At 55.7% G+C, this 20,119-nt stretch carries 18 protein-coding genes; 5 read left to right on the top strand and 13 right to left on the bottom strand.

What is annotated here, in order from left to right; all coding sequences use genetic code 11:
* Window positions 1-454: 454 nt before the first annotated feature.
* The 3 genes from VFA76_12810 to VFA76_12800 all read right to left on the bottom strand — a co-directional run bounded on the left by VFA76_12810 (window position 455) and on the right by VFA76_12800 (window position 4,424).
* A complete protein-coding gene (locus tag VFA76_12810; GenBank protein HZR32720.1) occupies window positions 455-2,056 on the bottom strand; it encodes a hypothetical protein in 1,602 nt (533 codons plus the stop codon).
* Window positions 2,057-2,146: 90 nt separating this feature from the next.
* Window positions 2,147-3,115: a hypothetical protein gene (locus VFA76_12805; protein ID HZR32719.1), complete on the bottom strand. Its 969-nt coding sequence runs from the start codon at window positions 3,113-3,115 to the stop codon at window positions 2,147-2,149.
* A gap of 94 nt (window positions 3,116-3,209) precedes the next feature.
* Window positions 3,210-4,424, bottom strand: a complete 1,215-nt coding sequence (locus tag VFA76_12800; GenBank protein HZR32718.1) for a M48 family metallopeptidase — start codon at window positions 4,422-4,424, stop codon at window positions 3,210-3,212.
* Window positions 4,425-4,738: 314 nt separating this feature from the next.
* On the opposite strand from VFA76_12800, the gene VFA76_12795 reads away from it, so the two are divergent.
* From VFA76_12795 to VFA76_12785, 3 genes are all read left to right on the top strand, one after another.
* On the top strand, window positions 4,739-5,080 hold the full coding sequence (locus VFA76_12795) for a co-chaperone GroES (protein HZR32717.1): 342 nt from the start codon (window positions 4,739-4,741) through the stop codon (window positions 5,078-5,080).
* Between the two features lie 94 nt (window positions 5,081-5,174).
* Window positions 5,175-6,845, top strand: coding sequence for a chaperonin GroEL (gene groL / locus VFA76_12790; protein HZR32716.1), 1,671 nt, complete (start codon window positions 5,175-5,177; stop codon window positions 6,843-6,845).
* A gap of 669 nt (window positions 6,846-7,514) precedes the next feature.
* Window positions 7,515-8,123 (top strand): hypothetical protein, encoded by a 609-nt coding sequence (locus tag VFA76_12785; GenBank protein HZR32715.1) that lies wholly within the window; start codon window positions 7,515-7,517, stop codon window positions 8,121-8,123.
* Between the two features lie 467 nt (window positions 8,124-8,590).
* On the opposite strand, the gene VFA76_12780 is transcribed toward VFA76_12785, so the two are convergent.
* From VFA76_12780 to VFA76_12760, 5 genes are all read right to left on the bottom strand, one after another.
* Entirely contained in the window at window positions 8,591-9,325 is a 735-nt protein-coding gene (locus tag VFA76_12780; protein ID HZR32714.1) for a dienelactone hydrolase family protein, read from the bottom strand.
* Window positions 9,326-9,347: 22 nt separating this feature from the next.
* Window positions 9,348-11,351: a VWA domain-containing protein gene (locus tag VFA76_12775; GenBank protein HZR32713.1), complete on the bottom strand. Its 2,004-nt coding sequence runs from the start codon at window positions 11,349-11,351 to the stop codon at window positions 9,348-9,350.
* Window positions 11,326-11,631: a hypothetical protein gene (locus tag VFA76_12770; protein ID HZR32712.1), complete on the bottom strand. Its 306-nt coding sequence runs from the start codon at window positions 11,629-11,631 to the stop codon at window positions 11,326-11,328. Before VFA76_12770 ends, VFA76_12775 begins: the two co-directional genes overlap by 26 nt.
* Before the next feature lie 267 nt (window positions 11,632-11,898).
* Window positions 11,899-12,192 (bottom strand): hypothetical protein, encoded by a 294-nt coding sequence (locus VFA76_12765; GenBank protein HZR32711.1) that lies wholly within the window; start codon window positions 12,190-12,192, stop codon window positions 11,899-11,901.
* Window positions 12,193-12,205: 13 nt separating this feature from the next.
* Window positions 12,206-12,595: a hypothetical protein gene (locus tag VFA76_12760; protein ID HZR32710.1), complete on the bottom strand. Its 390-nt coding sequence runs from the start codon at window positions 12,593-12,595 to the stop codon at window positions 12,206-12,208.
* A gap of 59 nt (window positions 12,596-12,654) precedes the next feature.
* On the opposite strand from VFA76_12760, the gene VFA76_12755 reads away from it, so the two are divergent.
* Both VFA76_12755 and VFA76_12750 read left to right on the top strand, forming a co-directional pair.
* Window positions 12,655-13,005: a hydrogenase maturation nickel metallochaperone HypA gene (locus VFA76_12755; GenBank protein HZR32709.1), complete on the top strand. Its 351-nt coding sequence runs from the start codon at window positions 12,655-12,657 to the stop codon at window positions 13,003-13,005.
* 215 nt (window positions 13,006-13,220) lie between these two features.
* On the top strand, window positions 13,221-13,688 hold the full coding sequence (locus VFA76_12750) for a hypothetical protein (GenBank protein ID HZR32708.1): 468 nt from the start codon (window positions 13,221-13,223) through the stop codon (window positions 13,686-13,688).
* A 78-nt stretch (window positions 13,689-13,766) separates the two neighbouring features.
* Here the strand turns inward: VFA76_12750 and VFA76_12745 are convergent, their stop codons facing one another.
* The 5 genes from VFA76_12745 to VFA76_12725 form a co-directional block, all read right to left on the bottom strand.
* The gene (locus tag VFA76_12745) at window positions 13,767-16,121 is read right to left on the bottom strand and encodes a transglycosylase SLT domain-containing protein (protein ID HZR32707.1); all 2,355 of its coding nucleotides are present in this window, start codon (window positions 16,119-16,121) and stop codon (window positions 13,767-13,769) included.
* Between the two features lie 11 nt (window positions 16,122-16,132).
* Window positions 16,133-17,284: a hypothetical protein gene (locus VFA76_12740; GenBank protein HZR32706.1), complete on the bottom strand. Its 1,152-nt coding sequence runs from the start codon at window positions 17,282-17,284 to the stop codon at window positions 16,133-16,135.
* A gap of 450 nt (window positions 17,285-17,734) precedes the next feature.
* Window positions 17,735-18,013: a hypothetical protein gene (locus VFA76_12735; GenBank protein ID HZR32705.1), complete on the bottom strand. Its 279-nt coding sequence runs from the start codon at window positions 18,011-18,013 to the stop codon at window positions 17,735-17,737.
* Between the two features lie 21 nt (window positions 18,014-18,034).
* Window positions 18,035-18,664, bottom strand: a complete 630-nt coding sequence (locus VFA76_12730; protein ID HZR32704.1) for a hypothetical protein — start codon at window positions 18,662-18,664, stop codon at window positions 18,035-18,037.
* A 111-nt stretch (window positions 18,665-18,775) separates the two neighbouring features.
* Window positions 18,776-20,032: an amidohydrolase family protein gene (locus tag VFA76_12725; GenBank protein ID HZR32703.1), complete on the bottom strand. Its 1,257-nt coding sequence runs from the start codon at window positions 20,030-20,032 to the stop codon at window positions 18,776-18,778.
* Window positions 20,033-20,119 lie beyond the last annotated feature (87 nt).

Below are 20,119 nucleotides of genomic sequence, written 5' to 3'. Positions count from 1 at the left end.
AGTAAAAAAATGGAGGGCGTCTAGCAGGTGCTAGGGGCGGTCTTATAAACCGCAGATCGTGTCAGAGCGATTGGGGTCCGATTCCCCCGCCCTCCGTTCACTTTCTATTTTAACGCTAGTGTCAATTGGGCTTAGGCCGTCCGCCCTTTTTCTGCTTTCGCATCGATGCGATTTTCCGAAAGTACGCCGAACCACGCTTTGCAGTCTCACTTCCGCCCTTAGCGCCAAGGGACGCAGCCGGAGATAACTCCAAAAGGTGGTCCGCAAGATGAAGACATGCACTGAGCAGTTCGTAAGCTCGCTTGGACCGCTCTTCAGGAAGTTCCACCGTGCGAAGTATGTCGTGCGCTTCGCCTATCATGTCGCGGAGCGCTTTGAGATCGTTGTCTTTTCTTCCCATGAGCCAAAACGTAGCATCGCCGGAAGGCTGAATGCAAGCGCTTGCTGTTTGGCATCAACGCAGATTTAGGACACTACCCAGATTTCCGCGTCTGTTGTTAGTGTAGGAGTACTTGGTATAATCGTGATTTGGTGCGGGAGTGCCATCCGTTCGTGCCAGCAAAGAGCCGTCGTATGTGTACTGAGTGCTCGAAATGGGCGCTCCACCGCTACCGTTGTAGATCCACTTTTCTATCACCTGATCGGCCACATTGGCGGCACGATAGGGAGCGGGGTTAGAGCTGTCGAGGTGCAAATAATTGAGGACCGTTGACCGTTTAAGTGTCCCGTCATACCCATATTCGCGGCGTGCTTTCACATTCCGCCATGTTGTGCTTACGTTGTAGCTAGGATTAACCGGGCTGGTATAGACGACCATTGAATCCCAATCCGTCTGCACTGTGCGGCTTACACTTGACGGAGTTCCCGGATCTAACGTTGTGGTTTCAGAGGTCAGTAACGGTACCGTAAGCGCGTCGAGGAAGGTATAAGCCCTGTCCACAGTCTTCAGCAATGTCCCTCCGGTGGGCGAACCCCGGTAGCTCTTTTCCTGCCTACTGTAAGGAGACAGAGAATATGTCGTCACGACGGCATTTCCAGCAGGGTCTGTGACGGTAGAAGTAACGATATGCGGGAAGAAAGTCAGCGGGTTGGCTGTGCTAAAGGTATCGACGTAGAACCATGTCGAACTGGAACCGTTCACCGTCTCAGTGCGTGTGGCAACCCAAGGCCCACTCGGATCCAAAGCTCCGTTCCAAGTCCAGCTTATCTGCCCCCCTGTGGGTAACGTCACTGAACTGAGCTGGCCATACTTCGATGGCACGTACTGAAATGTGTAGTTAAGGCCATTGGGCAACGTAATTACGCGCGGGACGGTCCATGTAGCAGAATATTCTCTGCAACTAGTGTTATCGGGGGGTGCATATGGGCACAAATTAGTCAATACGGGAACCGTTGTGTATGTGGTCGCCATGCCTCTCAAAACCCCATTTGAATCTTTGTAGCTTCCGTCGAGTGCGTAAGTCCTTCCCGCCGTATCATTAATTACGGGTGGCGTTCCAGACAACGTAATTTGGTTGCCATTGGCGTCCCTCACGAGATTAAAACTCACGAACAAGCCGTCTTTTCGCAGGGCTCCAATCCTCACTCCATTTGATGGATTGTTCTGCATTACCCAACCAGAACCATCGTCAGCGTACAGAGTTGCGACAGCACCACAAAACTGGGTGGGAGTAGTGGTAGCTGGATCCGGAACAAAATGGTGAGCGGTGCCGTCTGGCTCGATAAGACGATAATTACCCCAAGCCAAAACGCTTGAGCCGCATGCGGAGGGGTTTACTGTCCTTCCACCTTGAAAGTTGTAAGCAAGCGGATTCACGACTGCGAGAATAAGGTGGTTATTCAGTACACCGCCGGCAAATGCAGGACAGTTTCCGGTGAACTTGTTGCATCGCATGTGCACCGTCCAGCCCTTGCTGTCATAGAACATTTTCATTCCGACCGGAAGGCCCCTTCCCTTAATCGTATACAGTGGTATTTCAAGGTGAAGGTTACCGTTTTGAACATTCACAATATCGAATGAAGAGCCACTAAATACCCCATCTAATGGAAATCCCATCTTAGCTTGTATCTTGAGCCATCGCCGTAGCGAGCAATGGAACGCAAAGGAAACAGATAACGGCAAGGAGTCGTTTGGTCCGCATGGTGATCACCTCAGTCCAAACACTGAATCCGTCAGGCCGACATTAAACGACACGGTGCTCAAAAGAATGTCTGCTTCCAGCGTCCCGTCGTCGTAGATCGTCTGATGAAAAGGAACTAACATGCCATTGATCGCTTGGTAATTCGCGAAATAAACCTGCATAATCGCTGTACTATCGGGATTGTCTTCAGCGTAGTTTGTATATTGAACTTCGTCGACTAACCCTGTTGTTTGGTCAACATAAAACAGAGTTTTCGTCATGTCGGCATATGCGGGAGCCTGGTTAGGATCAGTTGTGGGAACATAAGTGAGAGCTACCACATTAGTATTTTGATTGTTCGCTAGCGCGGTCCCTTGTGATTGCACGCCTACGTTGCTGTTTTGATATTGACTAAGAAGCGAGAGGATCGGAATGTGGTTGACGGTCTCACCGAAAGTGTTGTTCCAAAGCAAATTCAGCACGGTTCCATTTGGTTTTTGAATTTCTCCCACGCCTTGGTTGACGATCCGAATATGTAGCCCATCGGGCATTTGTACCTCAATCCGTGTCTCTTGTGTCCCTTTGGTCTTATACGTGACGGAGTAGCTCACTGCCGAGTCATTGGCATAGTCGGTGAGTGTGCCTGTGGCTAGCGAGTCTTGGTACATCTGCAGCGCCGCCGCGCCGCCCATCGCGTTGATCGCTGTCTGGGCAACTGTCATACCCTGAGAGTCTTTTGGAGGGAAATATTGCGCTTCGGCACGTGGCAAACCCGAGCACGCGATGAGATATGGCAGAACAAGAATTGTTAGTCGCGGCACAATGCCTCCGGTTAGACCACGTTCCAAGATCGGAGCAAAGCTAAGCGCAGGACTTGAGCCTGTCAACAGGAATCTTGGGCCTGTTCCAGATTCCGGAACCTGACTGCTTAAATCATTTTCTGGTTGGCAGCGCCATATAAAGTCAAAAATCGAGGAAGCAACCGCGCTGCTCATCGACGCCAAACAGGCGGCCACAATCAGGAACGGATTTCATTTATTGGCCGCGTAGTCCACCTGGCGGGGCTTGCAAAGGTGGAACGAAGAGACTCTACTGCTTCGGGGGTTTCCTCAGCACCGGGCCGCCGCCATCCTTCTTATTGGATTCGGGACCGCGACGCCGTAACTGCGGCACGCCGCCTTCTTCCGGACGCCGCATGTTCTCCAGCTTGGCCAGGCGCTCTTTCATTTCCTGAAACTCGCTGGTGTCCACCACGTATTGCCCGCGCGCCGGCAGCAGCGCTTCAATTTCCTTTTGCGCCCGCTTGATGCGGTCGTTGTTCATGGGATGGGTGCTGAACGCCTTGGCGATAAAACTGCGCTTCTCTTTTTCATGCGCGTCCAGCTTTTCGAAGAACTGCACAAACGATTGCGGATCGTATCCCGCGGCGTACTCGTACTCCAGGCCCAGCAGATCGGCCTCGCGCTCCGCGTCGCGATTGAATTTCAGGAACGACATCGGCACCGCCAGCCCAGCCACCTGCCGCACCGCGTAGCCAATTGGTCCGCCCACAAAAATCAACGGAATGGACGCCAGATTAAACAGCTGCGCCCGCGTCGCATTCTTGGTCGCGTGCCGCGCCGCCACGTGCGCGATCTCATGCGCCATCACGCCCGCCAACTCCGATTCCGTCTCTGCTGCCAGGATCAGACCGCTGTCTACATAAAAATATCCACCGGGGAGCGCGAAGGCGTTCACCTCATCGTCGTCAATCACCTTGATGGTGAACGGCACATGCGCGTCCGAGTTGCGCACAATGCTCTGCCCCACGCGATTCACATACTCGGTAATCACCGGATCGCTGATCAGCCGCGATTGGCCCTCCACTTCTTCCGCCAGCCGCCGCCCCAGCCCGCGCTCTTTTTCCAGCGAATATAAGTTCAGCCCATTGCCGATGCCGCGCTCGCCGATGCGCGTCACATCGTACTTCCCTGTTCGCGGCTGCACCGTGGGGGTCACCACTGCCGGCGTCGCTACCGCCGATTCCGCAGGTCCTCCACCCGACCCGGCATTCGCATCCGGAGCCATTTGCGCCCGCGCACGCCCGCCGAGAGCCGCACTCATGAGGAGCGCGAGCAGCCACACGCCGCCCCATCGCCGCGAACCGCGGCCCGCAAGCTTTATGCTGCTCAGAAGATTTCTCGGGAATACCGCCGGCGCACAACGGAAGGAAGAGGAGCGCATGACCTTACCACCCTGGGTTTCGACGGACTGCCGCCCGCCGTGCTCTTTTATTGCCAAAGAGCGTTCTTGGCACTTTACCACTCTGATTCCTGCTGTCTAGTGGAACTTCGCGCCTTTTCATTAGAAACAGGAACCCTGCTTGCCGTTGCCCGAACCAGCTACTTTGCTTATGCAAAACATTTCACTAAGTTACTACTTTGCAATAACTTCCAGCGCTCGTATGCTCGAGCTACTTGACAATTCACGGCATCGTTAGTAGGATTAGCACTCGACAGGAAAGAGTGCTAACAACCAGCAGCTCACATCGCTCGCGGGACCCCGATTAAGAGCACTCCCTGACAGAGTTTTCATCCTGGCAATCACACGTATCGCTCACATTGAAAGGAGTCAAACGCATGGCAACGAAGTTCACCCCGCTGCATGACCGCATCCTGGTACGTCGCGTCGAGGAAGCTGAGACCTCCCGTGGTGGCATCATCATTCCAGACACCGCAAAAGAGAAGAACCAAGAAGGTGAAGTGATCTCCGTCGGAACCGGACGGATCAACGACAAGGGCGACGTTCGTCCCCTGGCAGTAAAAGAGGGGGATCGCGTCCTGTTTGGCAAGTACGCCGGCAACGACATCAAGATTGAGGGCGACGATTTCGTCATCCTGCGTGAAGACGAAGTGCTCGGCGTTTTCTCCGGTGCTCGCAAGGGCGAGAAAGAGCACGCCGCGGCTGGCCGGGGACGCTAGTTCCCTGCTCGCTCATTATTAATGTTCATTATTTAAGCGATCCGAAATTCGCGGCCGCAAGGTCGCCACAGAAAAGAAATAGGAGACGAAAGACATGGCAAAGCAAATTATTCACGGCGAAGATTCTCGGCAAGGGATTCTTCGCGGCGTCAACCTGCTCGCCGATGCGGTGAAGGTTACGCTGGGCCCCAGAGGACGCAATGTGGTTATTGAAAAGAAGTTCGGCTCGCCGACCATCACCAAGGACGGCGTGACCGTAGCCAAGGAAATTGAACTGAAGGACCCGATTGAGAACATGGGCGCGCAGATGGTGCGTGAAGTCGCCAGCAAAACCTCAGACGTAGCCGGCGACGGCACCACTACCGCTACCGTTCTGGCTCAGGCCATCTTCCGCGAAGGCGTGAAGACGGTGGCAGCCGGCGCGAACCCGATGGCACTCAAGCGCGGCATTGATCGCGCTGTGCTCACGGTTTGCGGAACCGTAGATAAAGACGGCAACCGCACCAAGGGCGAACTCGACAAGTTCTCCAAGCCGGTCACCGGCGACATGATCGCCCAGGTCGGCACCATCTCCGCCAACAACGACGAGACCATCGGCCGCATCATCGCCGAGGCCATGAAGAAGGTTGGCAAGGATGGCGTCATCACCGTGGAAGAGTCCAAGACCATGGAAACCCAGCTGGACGTGGTTGAGGGCATGCAGTTCGACCGCGGCTATCTGTCACCCTACTTCGTCACCGACCCCGAGCGCATGGAAGCCGTGCTTGAGGATCCTTACATCCTCATCCACGAGAAGAAAATCTCCTCGATGAAGGACCTGCTCCCACTGCTCGAGAACATTGCCAAGTCCGGCAAGCCGCTGTTGATCATTGCTGAGGACGTTGAGGGCGAAGCCCTGGCGACCCTGGTGGTCAACAAGCTGCGCGGCACGCTGCAAGCCATTGCCGTGAAGGCGCCCGGCTTCGGCGATCGTCGCAAGGCCATGCTGCAGGACATCGCTACCCTTACCGGTGGCAAGGCAATCACCGAAGACCTGGGCATCAAGTTGGAGAACGTTCAAATCGCCGACCTGGGCCGCGCCAAGAAGGTCACGGTGGACAAGGACAACACCACCATCGTGGAAGGCCGTGGCAAGCACGCCGAGATCGAAGGCCGGGTGAAAGAGATCCGCGCCCAGGTCGAGAAGACCACCAGCGACTACGACCGCGAGAAGCTGCAGGAGCGGTTGGCGAAACTGGTTGGCGGCGTGGCGGTGATTAAAGTTGGCGCCGCGACCGAAACCGAAATGAAGGAAAAGAAAGCCCGCGTCGAGGACGCGATGCATGCTACTCGTGCAGCAGTCGAGGAAGGCATCGTCCCCGGCGGCGGCGTCGCACTCGCGCGTTGCGTGGATGCCCTGAACAAACTCAAGCTGGAAGGCGACGAGTCCACAGGCATCAACATCGTGAAGCGCGCACTGGAAGAGCCGTTGCGCCAGATTGCCGAGAACGCCGGTGAAGAAGGCGCTATCGTGATTGGCAAGGTTCGCGAGTCGAAAGATGCGAACTTTGGCTACAACGCTCAGACCGGTGAGTTCGAAGACCTGGTAAAGGCTGGCGTGCTCGACCCGACCAAGGTCGTGCGCACCGCCCTGCAGAACGCTGGGTCAATTGCCTCGCTGATGCTGACCACCGAAGCCCTGGTAGCGGAGATTCCGGAAAAGAAGGAAGCTCCTATGGGCGGCGGCGGCCACGGACATGGCGGCGGCATGGGCGACATGTATTAAGACTAGCTGTCCAGGCCTACGAGCCTGGAACAAATCCAAGCCCCGCCGAAAGGCGGGGCTTTTTTTGATTGGGAGAGAACGTGCGGCGAGCTCTTGGCCGCGAAGTCACAACGCAAAGCGCGTAACTGATCGCATAACCTCTCGGTATCTCAAGGAACCAACCGGGGTACGAGGACCCTTAATCCGGGCGCGGGCGCAGTCGGTGCCTTAGGGGCGCTCGCAGCTCCGCAGATCCAGTACCAGGCTGACTGGAGCAATTGCATGAAGCAATTAGTACCATAAAATTTCTGCGGGAGGTTAGCTCTGGGCGCGCCACGACATCCTAAGGGGATTGGTCTTGATCCCTACGAAGATCCAGATAAGCTACCTACCTATCGGCACTTTGTCATGATCGTTCTGGGCTGCACTTTCTTTCTCTTCGGCGTTATGGTGCTTGTTGGGGAGCTGCAGACCCGAGCGCAAGAGTTAGATCAGTTTGGGTCTGCAGACTCGCATTTTCTCGGCTTTGCTGCGGCATTATTTTTCGTGATTTTTGGGATGTTCGTGGCTCATACTGGCATCGTCTACTATTGGCGGCGGGGGTGGCATTCTTCGAAGGGCAAGAAGCGTTCTTCGCGATGAAAACTCCCTTTCTGTGCCGATGTTCTTGGCTCCTTCGAGGCGGACAAAATGATTATTCCTGTTCCGGCTTGTCGCCGCGTAATGCAGCATGAAGGGCAGCACTACGGATCAGCGATCAACTTTGCTCTCTTGCTGTTCCACCTCGCGATTGCAGCGGGAGTTGTGGGAGTTTGTGCGTTAAAGTTGTCCGCGCTTTTTTATCAATTCGGGGTGGGCAGGTCAATGTGGTTGGGAGAATTTCAATCGAAGTACATATGGATTTTCCAGCTCGTCCTGGGCTTGGCATTCGGGTGGGGAAGCAGCCGTCTATACCACCACTCGGTAGCAAACTGGGTTTGGGTCCTTCCCGCCATCTATCTCGGCTTGAGGATCTTTTTCTGGCACGATCCTGCTTCAAGTGTCTTAAGCCCCCATCGGTTCAGTTCTGTATTCGATCACTTCTTTGGAAGCGGCTGTTCATTTTCGTCCTCGATTGAGGAATTACGATATCGCGGTGGTCCCGTCTGCATGGATCAGTTACTTGTAACGGGACCATTTTATGGGGCCTTGGCTTATGCTCTCGGAACTGTGGCGGAAAGGAAGGGCCTTATCCACTTGATCCGACATCGCATCGACGGTCTTGGGACGTCATTGCATGAGGATGACTCATTATCTTGAAGAGACCAGGCTCTGTTTCCCTAACCTTGAGAGAAACCAACTCCAGGGACTCTGGCCAAGGCTCAGCCAATTTCCAGAAGGTCCAAGCTGTTTCAGGACCTTTCACGCGCCGGCTCCCAGCAGGCAGTTCGGGCTGTCCGCATGCATATGTCGCTTGCTCAGAACAAAGAAATGCGATGTAGGGTAGGTGGAGTTAGAGGTGTTCCAATCGTTAATCCTTGGTTTCGTCGAGGATGCTCTGATCCTCAATGGAGCAATCGAGTTCGTGGGGGAAACCCAATCTGGTGGGCATTCGGTTCTGTTTGAGCCGCGATCGTTGAATCTGTGACAAGAGAGTAACTCGGTATGAGCATCCCTGTTCCAGTAAAGCCCTACTGCAATCCCACACTGAAGCGCGGTTCGGAATGGCGAAAGTGAGATCTTCATTCCACTCTGCCTTTCACAATGCAAGCTGACTCTTCTACCAGCTACTTGCTATAGGACTGATAGTAGGGTTCTCCTTGAAGCTCGTACTTGCTGAGAAAATCCCAGGCTGCTCTGTTCACTTCTCCGGAATGGATGTAGTAATTGTGCCCTTCCCCCGGCATTTCCTTGAGCTGTACTGGAAAGCCATTTTTTGTCAATGCGTTAGCCGTTGCGCGGACATCGGCAAGAGAGAAATACTCATCGCGAGTTCCGATCCAAATCGCGATTGGAATCTTACGCCTCGCGCCTCGGATCAGACGATCATCATTTCCCAGCAACTCGCCTGCGTGTATCGCTGCTGCCGCGAAATATTCCGACTCGGCCAATGACAAATAGAGGGCGTAAACTGCACCGGCTGAGTGGCCGAAAAGGTACACTCTCTGCGGGCGCACCTGGCACTTTGTTTTCACAGCCTCTACGATCTCGTGCACAAATTCAGGGCTGTCATTCTGGGGATTCCACTCCCTAGAGTGCGCAGAATCTGGCGCTGCCAGAATGATTCCCTTCTTCGAAGCCAATTCTTGCCATGCATTGATAAGTGACATCCCGTTCCGGCCCGCACCGTGAAACAACACGAGCAAAGGTGCGCGGTCAGTAACAGAATCCGGAACGAATAAGTAATATTTACGATGCTGTTTATTAAAGGTAAGTGCTTCCCCTTGGAGCTGGCCCTTCGCAGCGACAAGCATGTTGACGTAGCAAATTAGAAACAACGGCAGCAGAAAGAGGCGGGGCATAGCCAGTTGCATTGATGTTACGTTATGGCGATTCCGTGGTTTGTGGCTCGTGCGGAGAATCAATGATCCTGAAAGAAGTCTTGGCGGTCGCCGCACCGCCGTGCAGTTGTTTTATCCTAAGCTCAGCGACAAAATAGCCAGTCTTAAGCCCAGCGGGATTGAGTTTATACAAAATTGGTAAACCTAATCCCGAAGTATCGTGTCTTCTCTCAACGAGTGGAACAGGTATCGGACCGAAGATCGTACGGTCAGACCCGTCCTTTACCAGCAGATCCGCATGAAAAGTAGACTTATCGCGGCTACTTGTGACACGAGCAAAGAGAATTATCGTGTCCTTGGCTGCAAATTCGTGTACCGATTGGGGAACCACTCGGTCGCCAGCTACGATCAATGGATCGGCAACATCTGGAGGGGTATGTTGCTGGGATGGCAATAAATGGTCTGAAAGTACCAAAGAGCTTGTCCTAATAGACTTGCGCTCTTGCTTGCGGACGGAGAATTGGAAAAACGCGCTGCCTGGCTGTCCAGTAGCGGACAGCGATGCAACCTTCGCCCTATAGTTGCCTGGTGCAAGATCGACCACAACATTATATTGGCATGTAACGAAAGGGGAGACCCCGCCGAGGTTCACGGCGACGATTCCGCAATGTCGTCTATCATTGAACGACGCGACCGTAGCACCGGAATTCGACCAGATACGACCGGCAATAGTCAGCTCGTGCACCGTGCTGGAGTTGACAGATTCCAGCGACCATCTAAAGTCAAGGTTTAGAACGATTCGCTGCTGGTCACGGTCTGAAATTGGAAAGAATAAAAGTCGAGGGATTGTCTGGATATCGTTGAGAGGTCTATCTGCAACCAGCACTGAGTTCAGGCCGGATAGGTCAGTTTGCAACCGCACGGGTGCAAAATAGCCAATCCTTGCTCGGGTTTGTATTCCGTGACGGCTCACATTGATTCTGATGGAGTGGAATCGACCATCGGCAGGGAGGTCATGGATGTAGTACCCGAGCACATAAGTCGATCTTAAATCAGTCTCCACTCTGTCAAAAATCGCGCTGCTATCATTGCTTCCGTCGTACTTGCCTCCTGTAGCCCGTGCTACGGACATTAGCTGCTGCTGTTGCAAAGTGTACGACCAAACCTCGGCTGTGACCTGATTTAAAACTTCAGGCCCAGGGTGAGAACTAAATCCAGGCGAGATGTTCACGTCCTCCGAGTCCTTACTCGCGTCCCCGTATGGGATAACGGTGGTTACACCACGCACGTCGGTGGGGTAAACGGAAGCTCCAACGTCCAAAGCCTTCGGGACAAAAACCGATGCGGGCGAAGTCCACATGATTGGATTATTCGGCACGAAAAAATCGGTGAACACAACCAGTGCTTTGCGTCCCCCAAACTTCCTCATATCCTCAAGCAGCTTCATCGCGGCGGGTAAGAAGGATGCCGTCTCATATCCTGAGATCGCAGGCCTAAGGGCATACTCCGTAAATTCTCTAAGTTGTTGAGGATCGTCCGTGAATGGCAGAACCGCCCCCGAGGCGTCGGCAACCGCAACAAAGGTTGTGGACAACCGAGCTGTGCGCCGTGCGTATTTGCTTACGGCGTTGATAGCCGCAATACGAGACGTAAACCCCATGCCGGGTATTGCGATCAGCACATAAAGGATGGAATCCCGCTGTTGTTCGGCAACAGGCAATTTCAAGTCGGAGGTAGTCGAGAAATTATCAGGGAATTTCCTTTCAACTAGAGGCGGCTCAAATACGCTAATGGGTTGCGATCTGTCTTGGTCTGTAATCGAAACCTCGTTCGGTTGAATATCCGAAACGACCCTTCCATGCTTGTCAATGAAGATTGCATTCAACTGAACAAGATTTGTTTGAGCTTGCAATGATTGATTAACGTTCTGGAGCGCAGCCGAAACAGATGCGCTCCAGAAGATAATTGTCCCAGCCAGAACAGCCCCCTTTATCCGGGCGCGAAAATATTTCGACACGTCCCTAAGGTTCTCTTCGCAGGTAGACATCCCATGCCCAGCGGCCGCTCTGGTTCCCTTTGGTATCCCAAACTCGACTTCGGAGGTAAAACGCATTGTTGTATTCGTCTAGGCGGAGCTTGACTTTGTACTGCAAATCAATTCGCGCAATGCCGATCTCGGGAAGGGTGTGTAGCTCGTCGGACTGAGATATTCCGTCCTGGTTTTTATCTATCCAGAGGAGCAGTTTGGAATAGATTGCGTCATGAGCGTCAATTAGCCCGTCTCCATTGCCTCCATTCTCCGGCCTATCATAAACCGCCAAGGCCACAATGCCAGCACTTCCACGTCACCGGACTGCGCTGCGGCTCGCCCGCCATGCGCGGCAGAATCTGCGTCGGTTAGAGGCGGGGGTTGGCGGGCTTCCCACCCATGAATGAGATCTTCCGAAGATCACACACCGCTCGCGTAACCGGAATCCAGCCCCGCAGGGGCGGAACAGCCTTTAGCCCAGCGCGTCAGCGCTGGGTAGGCGCACCAAACAAACCGAGCCCCGGAGGGGCGACACAAACTGAAGCGGCAAACCAATCGCAAGGTCCTAGCGCGAGGCCTTCTGGGGCGTCCCCACAAATCCTTTGGCGCGCACCAGGCGCAGGTCGTTGCGGAGGTTTTCAACGCGGCGCGCGGTCTCCTCCCCATATTTGCCGGGCTCGACGGCGAAATGGCTGGCGTTCGGAAACTCTTTCTTAGCTAGGAGCAGATGCTGGCGCAAGTTGCGGGCGTGGTCGGCATGGATCGGAATTTGAATTTGGAAGAGCACGAAAACCCCGGCGTCTTCGGGAATGCGCTCGATTTCGGTGGCGATGAAGGGACGTAACTCACTCAGTGACATTCTGTAGCCTGGGCTATCTGCCGAAGCGGCTAATGATGATGCCGATGATCACGCCGCCGAGAGCGCCGAAGCCGATAATCGGGCCATAGGCTTTGGTGATGATGGCGTCAGGAAGGCTGAGCAGCAGGCCGATGACCAGGCCGACCAGCCATCCCGGCCAGGGAAGCGCGACCGCGCCGACAACGAATCCGATGGCAAAGCGGTTGATGAACGCGCCCAGAATGGCTGCGGTCTTGTCGGGAAAACTCATAGGCAGCATGATGCCGACATCCACCGCGCCAAAGGCCAGACCGCAGATCACGCCCAGCAAGATTCGCGACATGGTGCGGCAGAGTACCACGACTTCCCGGGCGGCGGAAGCAGTTGCCTGATGATTCGCCTGCGAGCAGCTGATTTGAATCATTCGGGCGGAGCAGTGTATTCTCCCGCTTCGCGGGAATACGGGGCCAAAGGGGCAATTTCATGGACGAGCGCGAGCTTGCCAATCACGTGCTGGAGCTGGTGGACCAGGCGGCGTACCGCCAGTCGGTGGGCAAGGTACTGGGTGTGCATCTGGCCATTGGTGGGCGGCGGGTTATTGATCTTGAGCGGCTGAGCAGCGTGTTCGATACTGTTGCCCGCGGCACCGTGGCTGAGGGCGCTGCGCTGAACGTAAAAATATTGCCGGTGCGGCACCACTGCCGCAACTGCGGCGCTGATTTTGAAGGCACAGCCAGCGATCTTCCCTGCCCTGAGTGCGGACATCCGGTTACAGAGCCCATAGGCGGAGAGGAAATCCGCGTCTTAGAAATTCAAGTGGACGATGCAGCCTAGTCGAGCTACCCCGAACAGGATCCCGAAAAGTCGGGCCTGATTCCTCTTCTCTAACGCTGGCGTTCGGCTCCGCTCGGCAGCTCTGGCCGAAACTGCTGCTGCCCTGAAAAGCCCGCCTGTAGCACATTTCCAGAGTTACACCTGTTTTGAGGCACATCCCCGCCCGGTGTAACGCATCCTAAAAATTAATGAAAGACCCACAGGAGACTTTAACCATGGCGGTAAAAAAAATTCTGGCCTTAGTTCTCACATTATGCATGGCGCTGGTTGCCCTACCAGCTTTCGCCGGCGATCGCCCGCTTGATCCCAAGCGGGATTTGAGCGGCATCAGCCCTAAACGCCACCGCTATATTTTCACGGTGCTCGGTGGGGCGGCTCTGGGAGCGGGAGTGGGCGCTCTGCTCGGCAGCGGCAACGACCTGACAAAAGGCGCGTTACTCGGCGGCGGGGCATTTTCATCCCTGTACCTGAGCTCCCATCGCAGGGCCGGCGAACCGAATCGCGACTGGGCGTACGTCCTGTCGCACACGGCGCTGGGCACGGGCATCGGCTGGACGCTCTGCGGCTGCGACGATGGGGCAGTGGCAGGCGCGCTGATCGGCGGTGGCGGCACCGTGGCGTGGAAGGCGATGAATCCGGATCGCACCACCTCGCGCGCCAGCAACACTTCGACCCAGCCCTAGCCGAACTTGGAAGGCGACATGGTTCACCACAAAGGACACCAAGCCAGAGATGGCGGTGATCTTTTGTGGTGAACGTGTCTAAGGCGTGTCGTAAAGCTTGCGGTAAACCGTTGCATTGCGCATGATGGCCTGCACGTATTCACGAGTTTCCGTGAACGGGATGGATTCCACGAACTCGGGGACATCCTGAAAATTGCCATTCGTAGTCCAGTCTTTAACGCGGTCCTGGCCGGCGTTGTAGGCGGCGAGCGCGTACTCCACGCTACCGAACTGATCAATAAGTTGGCGGAAGTAACGCGTGCCGAGCTGCATGTTGACGTTCGGGACCACCAGCAGACTGTTGGAGAAATGGCGAACATGCAGCTGGCGCGCCATGGCGCGGCCGGTTACAGGGAGCAATTGCATCAGTCCGAGAGCGTTGGCGCTGGAGATGGCGCCGGGATTGAATGCGGATTCCTGGCGGATGAGAGCGGCAACCAGAAAGGGATCCAAGCGATTGCGCGCGCTCTGCTTCTTGAGCTCAGTCCAATAAGGACGGGGGAAAAGCGCCGTCCAATAGGCGCGAGGTAGCGCAGCGGTATCCACCGCGAAGTATTCTGGAACTACCCGTTTTACCGCTTCGATCGCCCGGTCGTAGTGCTTATCGTCCTGATAAAGCTCGACGGTTTTAATCGTCCACCAGCCAGCAACTTTTCCTGACGGCGCCGCTGCCTGCAGCTCGCGGACGGCGAAGCTGGTGAGCGCGCCATTTTGCAGCAGCAGGGCTTTCTGTACCCGCAAGTCGTCATCGGGCAGGTCGTCAGGGTCAGGCGTGGAAGGCAGGTTCGCAGCGGGAATTTTCTCCAGCAGCGGGTCGCTTTGCGGAGTGGTAGAAGCGGTGTTGCCCGCGGCCTCCGTGGGCGGATCAGCGACAGCACCTCCGCCGGCGCTACCATGATTGGCGACACTGGCCACAAGCGCGGCATTAGCGGGAATTTGCTTCAAACGCTGGCGCGCAAGGTCGGCGTAATAGTAATTGCTGAAGCGGTCGGTAATTTTCTGATAGTAGGCGCCGGCCTTGGTGAAGTCCTGGTCCTGTTCTCCGATGCGGGCACGCCAGTAGAGAGCGGCGGGCACTTGCGGCGAGCCGGGATACTTGGCGATCTGATCTTCCATTTCCTTCCGGGCTTCGTCTTTGCGGTTCTGTCGCATGCTCAGCCACGCAACTTTCCAATGCGCGTAGGCGGCGCGATTCCCTTCCGGGAAGCGCTGTTCAAGCTCGCGAAAGAGATCAATCGCCGGATCATATTCCCGCTTCAGCAAACGCATGTTCGCCGCGATCAATAAAGATTTTTCGAACCAGGGACTGGTGGAAGCGGTCTGGCGAAGATTGGTGACCAGCTTCAGGGCCGCATCCTCATCTTCGGCAGTGCGAGCAATTTCCACCAATTGATACAGCCGTTGCGCCTCGGGGTCGCCGGTAACGCCAGAGATGGAGTCCAGCAAGTCCTTTGCGTCCTTGTCACGACCGCTGCGATGAAGCGCGCTGGCCAAGGACAACTGAACGCTGGCGCGATCGGCTTCGGCGGCGTGGGACACTAGATCGCGGTATTCCTGGATTGCGTCAGCATAGCGGCGGCCTTGCAAAAGCAGATCGGCACGCAGCTTGCGCTCAGTGAAAGTGGGTTGCGGAACAAAAACTACGGGAAGCTTTTTCAATTCGTTGCTGGCAGCATCCGCTTCCTCAGCCAGCGGCATGGAAAAATATAAGCGATGGAAAGTTTCCGCAGCTTTAGAAGTGTCTCCGGCGGCGGCATACGCGCGACCCAAGGCCAATTCGACATCCGGCAGGGGAGGCTGGCGATGCGCTTCCAATAACGAAATCGCCCGCTGCGCCTGCCCGCCTGCAACCAGCGCCGCAGCATAGACGACGTAGGCATCACGCGCAAAGAGTGAGTCGGGGTGGTCCTGCTCGAAATTCTTCAAGGTGGCAATCACGCCAGCGCTGTCGCCGGTCCCACCGTAAGCCATCGCCAAAAAATAGGAAGTGTAATCGCTGAGGTCCCCAGCCCGGAAGCTGGCGCGCTTCAGGGGAGGAATCGCCTTGGCGTAATCGTGATCGAGGATGTGAGCGTATCCCACAACCAGCCAGGCCAGGGTACCGGCATCATCTTGTACGTGCTGGCGGGCATAAGTTTGCACACCTGCGTAGGCGGCAGGACTGCGATTCTCAAGTAGCTGGCGCGCCATGGGCTTTAGCTGAGTGGAGGCCACGAAAGCGCGCGCCATGCGGCGCACTCGCGCCGATACTTTGCGCTTGCGGTGGGCAGTTTTCTTTTTGTGATGCGAACGGCTTTGTTTTTGGCGCTGCGCGCGGGAGGACTGCGCATATAAAGGTACGCAGTTACCCAGCAGAGACACAATCAGCACGAAAAATAAAACGGAGGAGTTCACGTGTGGTTATTTTACTGCGAGTAGTTCGCGCCTAATAGTGACTTATCGTTTTCCGCCAGGATGCGAACAATTTCATGGTCAAAGTATTTGGCTTCAGCGGCGGCAGTTTTGCCATATCGTTTATCGTAGGTAGCACGGCTCTTATCAATGTCTTCCTTGAGGCGGCTATAAAGGTCCTTCTTTTTGCGGCCTTCGGCGACCTTGTCCTTGTTGTAAAGCTTTATCTCGTCCACTAAGAGCTTGGCAAAACGCTTGGCTTTCTTGTGGACCTCTTCATCGCTCATCCCGCCGTCAGCCGCGCCGGGAGCTTCGCTGGGCGGAGCTTGGACTGGACTGGTTGTGGCACCGGCAGCCGCGGCCATGGCCTTTGGCGGCTCAGGTTCGGGAGCAACGACGGGGACAGGGGCGGGAGGCGCAACCACCGCTGGCGTCGCCTGCAGCACCGCGACCGGCTCCGTTTTGGGCGAAACCGGGGCTTGCTCCACCACGCCTTCCTGCGCTGGAGCGGTGCCTGTAGAGCTGCGGCGCAAGGTAACGACTTCCAGCCAGAGTCCGGCGGAGAGCACCAACATCTCCACCGCAGCAGCATCCAGCTTGCCGCCTTTCGGGCCGGCATCGGCATAGAGCAAACCGGCTACTTTCTCTTTGAGCACTAGCGGCAGCATCAGAGCCTGGTCCTGCTCGGGAGCGCCTACGGCATCAAGGAAATGCTTATCCATGCCGGCGCTCGGTCCGCTCTGGACTTTCTTTTCCTGGAGCGCCTTGGCTGCGAAGGAACTGTTCATCCCCAATGCGAAATTCTTGACTGCGTCCGGATTGGAGAAGCCGCGTCCCTGCCATCCCACAGCTGCCCCCGAACGCACCACGAAGAGGGCGGTGCGGCTGCAAAAGCCACTGACCCCGTCGAGCAGTGCCGCGAGAATCTCTTTTTGTGCGGTCGCCTGATGGATGGAGGAGATGGCCTTCAATAGCTGTGGCGGGGTGCTTCCCTGACCCGCGGATGATGCCGGCTGCCCAGTCTCTTGATTCTTACCCACGGCAGGCTGAAGTTCCTGGACCACGCGCCGCACCAGCTCTTCGCGGAGGGTGGGAATGTGGCTCTCCAGGACCTGAGAGACCATCTTTTCAACGAGTTGGTGGATCCAGTCTTTAACTGCAGCCATGGGTTCGTAAACGCTTTAGGGACATCAATTTCCGCCGGATATCTATGTGTCTTATCGCACTTTTCGGCAGGGAGGCAAGTTACCTCGGGTTACCGCCGATCAGGTAGAGGTTACGAAGGGAGGATTGATCGGCTGGGGGGAGATGAGGCAGTTCCCTCCCCATTTCGCAGGAGCGAAATGGAGGGGACCCGAAGCATTGAAAATATTGACGTTGTCTGGATTCGGTCCGTACTCAATTAAGTCAGCCATTGAGATCGAGCATTCGACGTCCATCTACTCCGGGATTCTGAGATTGTCGGACCTGAGAGCGGAGGCACCGAACTCAAACTACCCATTATTCATCGTTGCGTCCGAGGATAGGAGAAAGAGACATTTTTGCGACTGAAAGCACTCACGTAAACGGTCGGCTGACCACGTTGGCGAGTAGGTCGCCATAACGTTGAGAAGAGCTCAGTTAGGTCGAATTCGTCCCATCAGACTAATACCGGACGCATCGGGGATCCCGAAATTTGCCAGCGAATCGTTGCGATTTCCAGGCCCCCAGATCTCAACGCTACGAGCCAGCGCTGGGGCCTGAAGGGGAATCCTCTTCCAACCCTCCGGTTTCTGGACATAAATCAACTCTGTACCATTAGGTTCTGGCAGTAGCGCACGATTCACCACTGGCGCGCTCACAACGACAATCTCAAGGCTCTTCTTGCCTTTGCCGACGCGGTAAAGGTTGGTCACGCGGTAGTCCCCTGGGAGTCCCTATGAACGCAAGACCGATAATACATGGAGCACAACTATTTCGGCATCGAACTCCTTCGATTCGGACGCAATCACTTCGGGCGGCCGCGTCGCACTCGTACCTGGACCCACAGGAATAGCCAATGCGACAGTAAGCTCTTGGTTCTTTGCCAGGTAGTTGAAGATCGGAGCTGGTAGCACCACTGCTAGTAGGCAGAGGATGACGACTGGGACCAGCACTGTTGACGGTCGGCGGATCACTGCCACCAACATCGCGGAAGCACCTGCGGCGACCCAGCATAAGGCCATCTGAAGCTCGTAATCCAGCGACAGGAAGCCCCACTGCCAGCGGCCGGTAAACTGCATCGCAAGCACCCTCTCCGACAAGTACCAGTAGACACACCCAGTAGCAGCCCCCGTTACAGCCACTATGAAAACATTGTGTTGGCGGGAGTCCTTGCGATTCGGATAGGCCATGGCGATGATGCCAACAATACCCGCGAATGGAACACTAAGTTTGATCGGCAGCGCGGTCGCGGTATATATGTGGCCGCCGGCCAACAGCCCGGCTCCATACCCGATGCCGAGGGTGATGCAGCTCAGTACAAACGTGGTTACGGCTGCGAACACGAATCGCAAGTGTCGATTCATACACCTCCCGCCGGGATCCGGCACCATTATGCACCTTGAGAGGATTATTCGTTCGACCCCGGCGCTTACGCTTCAGGTTTTAATTCGTTGGTGTGGCTGTCACCGCGAGCGCTATCGCTTGATTATCTTTCCGTTTTTCATCACGAAGTTCACTTTTCGGAGAATCTCGATATTGTCCAAAGGATTGCCGGGCACGGCGATGATATCTGCCGCCTGGCCGAGGACAATGGCGCCGCGCGTTTTTTGAATGCCGAGGAGTTCGGCGCAGTTGGTGGTCATGGCCTTCAAAATGTCGGCGTTGGTAATACCGGCGGCGTGCCAGACTTTGAAGTAATCGAAGACCATGTCCGCGCGGCTTTTACCTGGGAGATCGGTGACCGTGTCTGAGCCGAAAGCGAGCTTGGTACCCATGCGATAGGCGCGCCCCAGACGATCAATAATTTTCTGGCTCAGGATTTTGGGATCCTCGGGACCGACGCTACCCAGCGCAACCAGGTGCTCGTAGGGAAAATCGGTGCCCACCAGTACCGTGCCTTTCTGCTTCATGAGCTGCAGCAAATCATCGCTCAGATCGAAGCCGTGCTCGATGGAATCGGCCCCACCCAGCACCACGTTGCGCGCTGCCTCGCCACCATAGACGTGCACGGCAACTTTGAGCCCCGCGTGGTGGGCCTCGTCGGTTGCCGCCTGAATTTCTTCCACACGGTAGTGATAAGGGCTGTTGTCAGCGACCAGCTTGATTGCGGTCGCTCCGTAGAAGATGTTTTGCCGAACCGCCTTACGCACCTCATCGGGTGTGTCGGCGTCGAGATATTCGAAGCCCCAGAAGCGCCCCTGGTCGGGAGCGATGTCATGGAACTGTCCGCCATACGGGCCGATGATCTTGCCCACGCTAATGATGGTGGGGCCGTCGAACCAGCCTTTTTCAATCGCCTGGCGCACGGCGGTATCGGCATAGTTTGCAGAGTTGCCTACATCGCGGAGAGCGGTAAAGCCTGCCTCCAGCAAGATACGGCTGTTGTGCAGCCCGCGTGCGGCGCGCAAAGCCGGACTCTCTTTTACGTAATAGGACTCCCAAAGCGACTCGCCCGGAGGGTTGGGCGGAAGGGCCATGGTGATGTGAGTGTGGGCGTCCATCAACCCGGGCAAGACCCAGGCATTGGGTAGGTTGATCACCTCGGTGCCGGCGGGTACTGAGGCGCTGGATCCAACCGCAGTGATTTTGCCGGCTTGAATCAGGATGGTCTGATTGGTGGAGATTTTTCCGGTTGCGGGGTCAACCAGATTTCCGGCACGAATAGCAATGTTCTGGGCAAAGCAACTCCCCAATAGCATGAATGCCGACAGCCAAAGCTTCAGCAGGCGCATGGCGCTATCTCCGTGATTCGAATTGCACAGCTTAAACTTGGGGACTGGGGAATGTACCACAGCCCACCGAAAATGAAAGATGTGTGC

The organism is Terriglobales bacterium, from assembly GCA_035651655.1.
Classification (GTDB): domain Bacteria; phylum Acidobacteriota; class Terriglobia; order Terriglobales; family Acidobacteriaceae; genus DASRFG01.
Note: the sequence above shows the minus strand (reverse complement) of the source record. Positions and strands in the feature narration are given on the sequence as shown.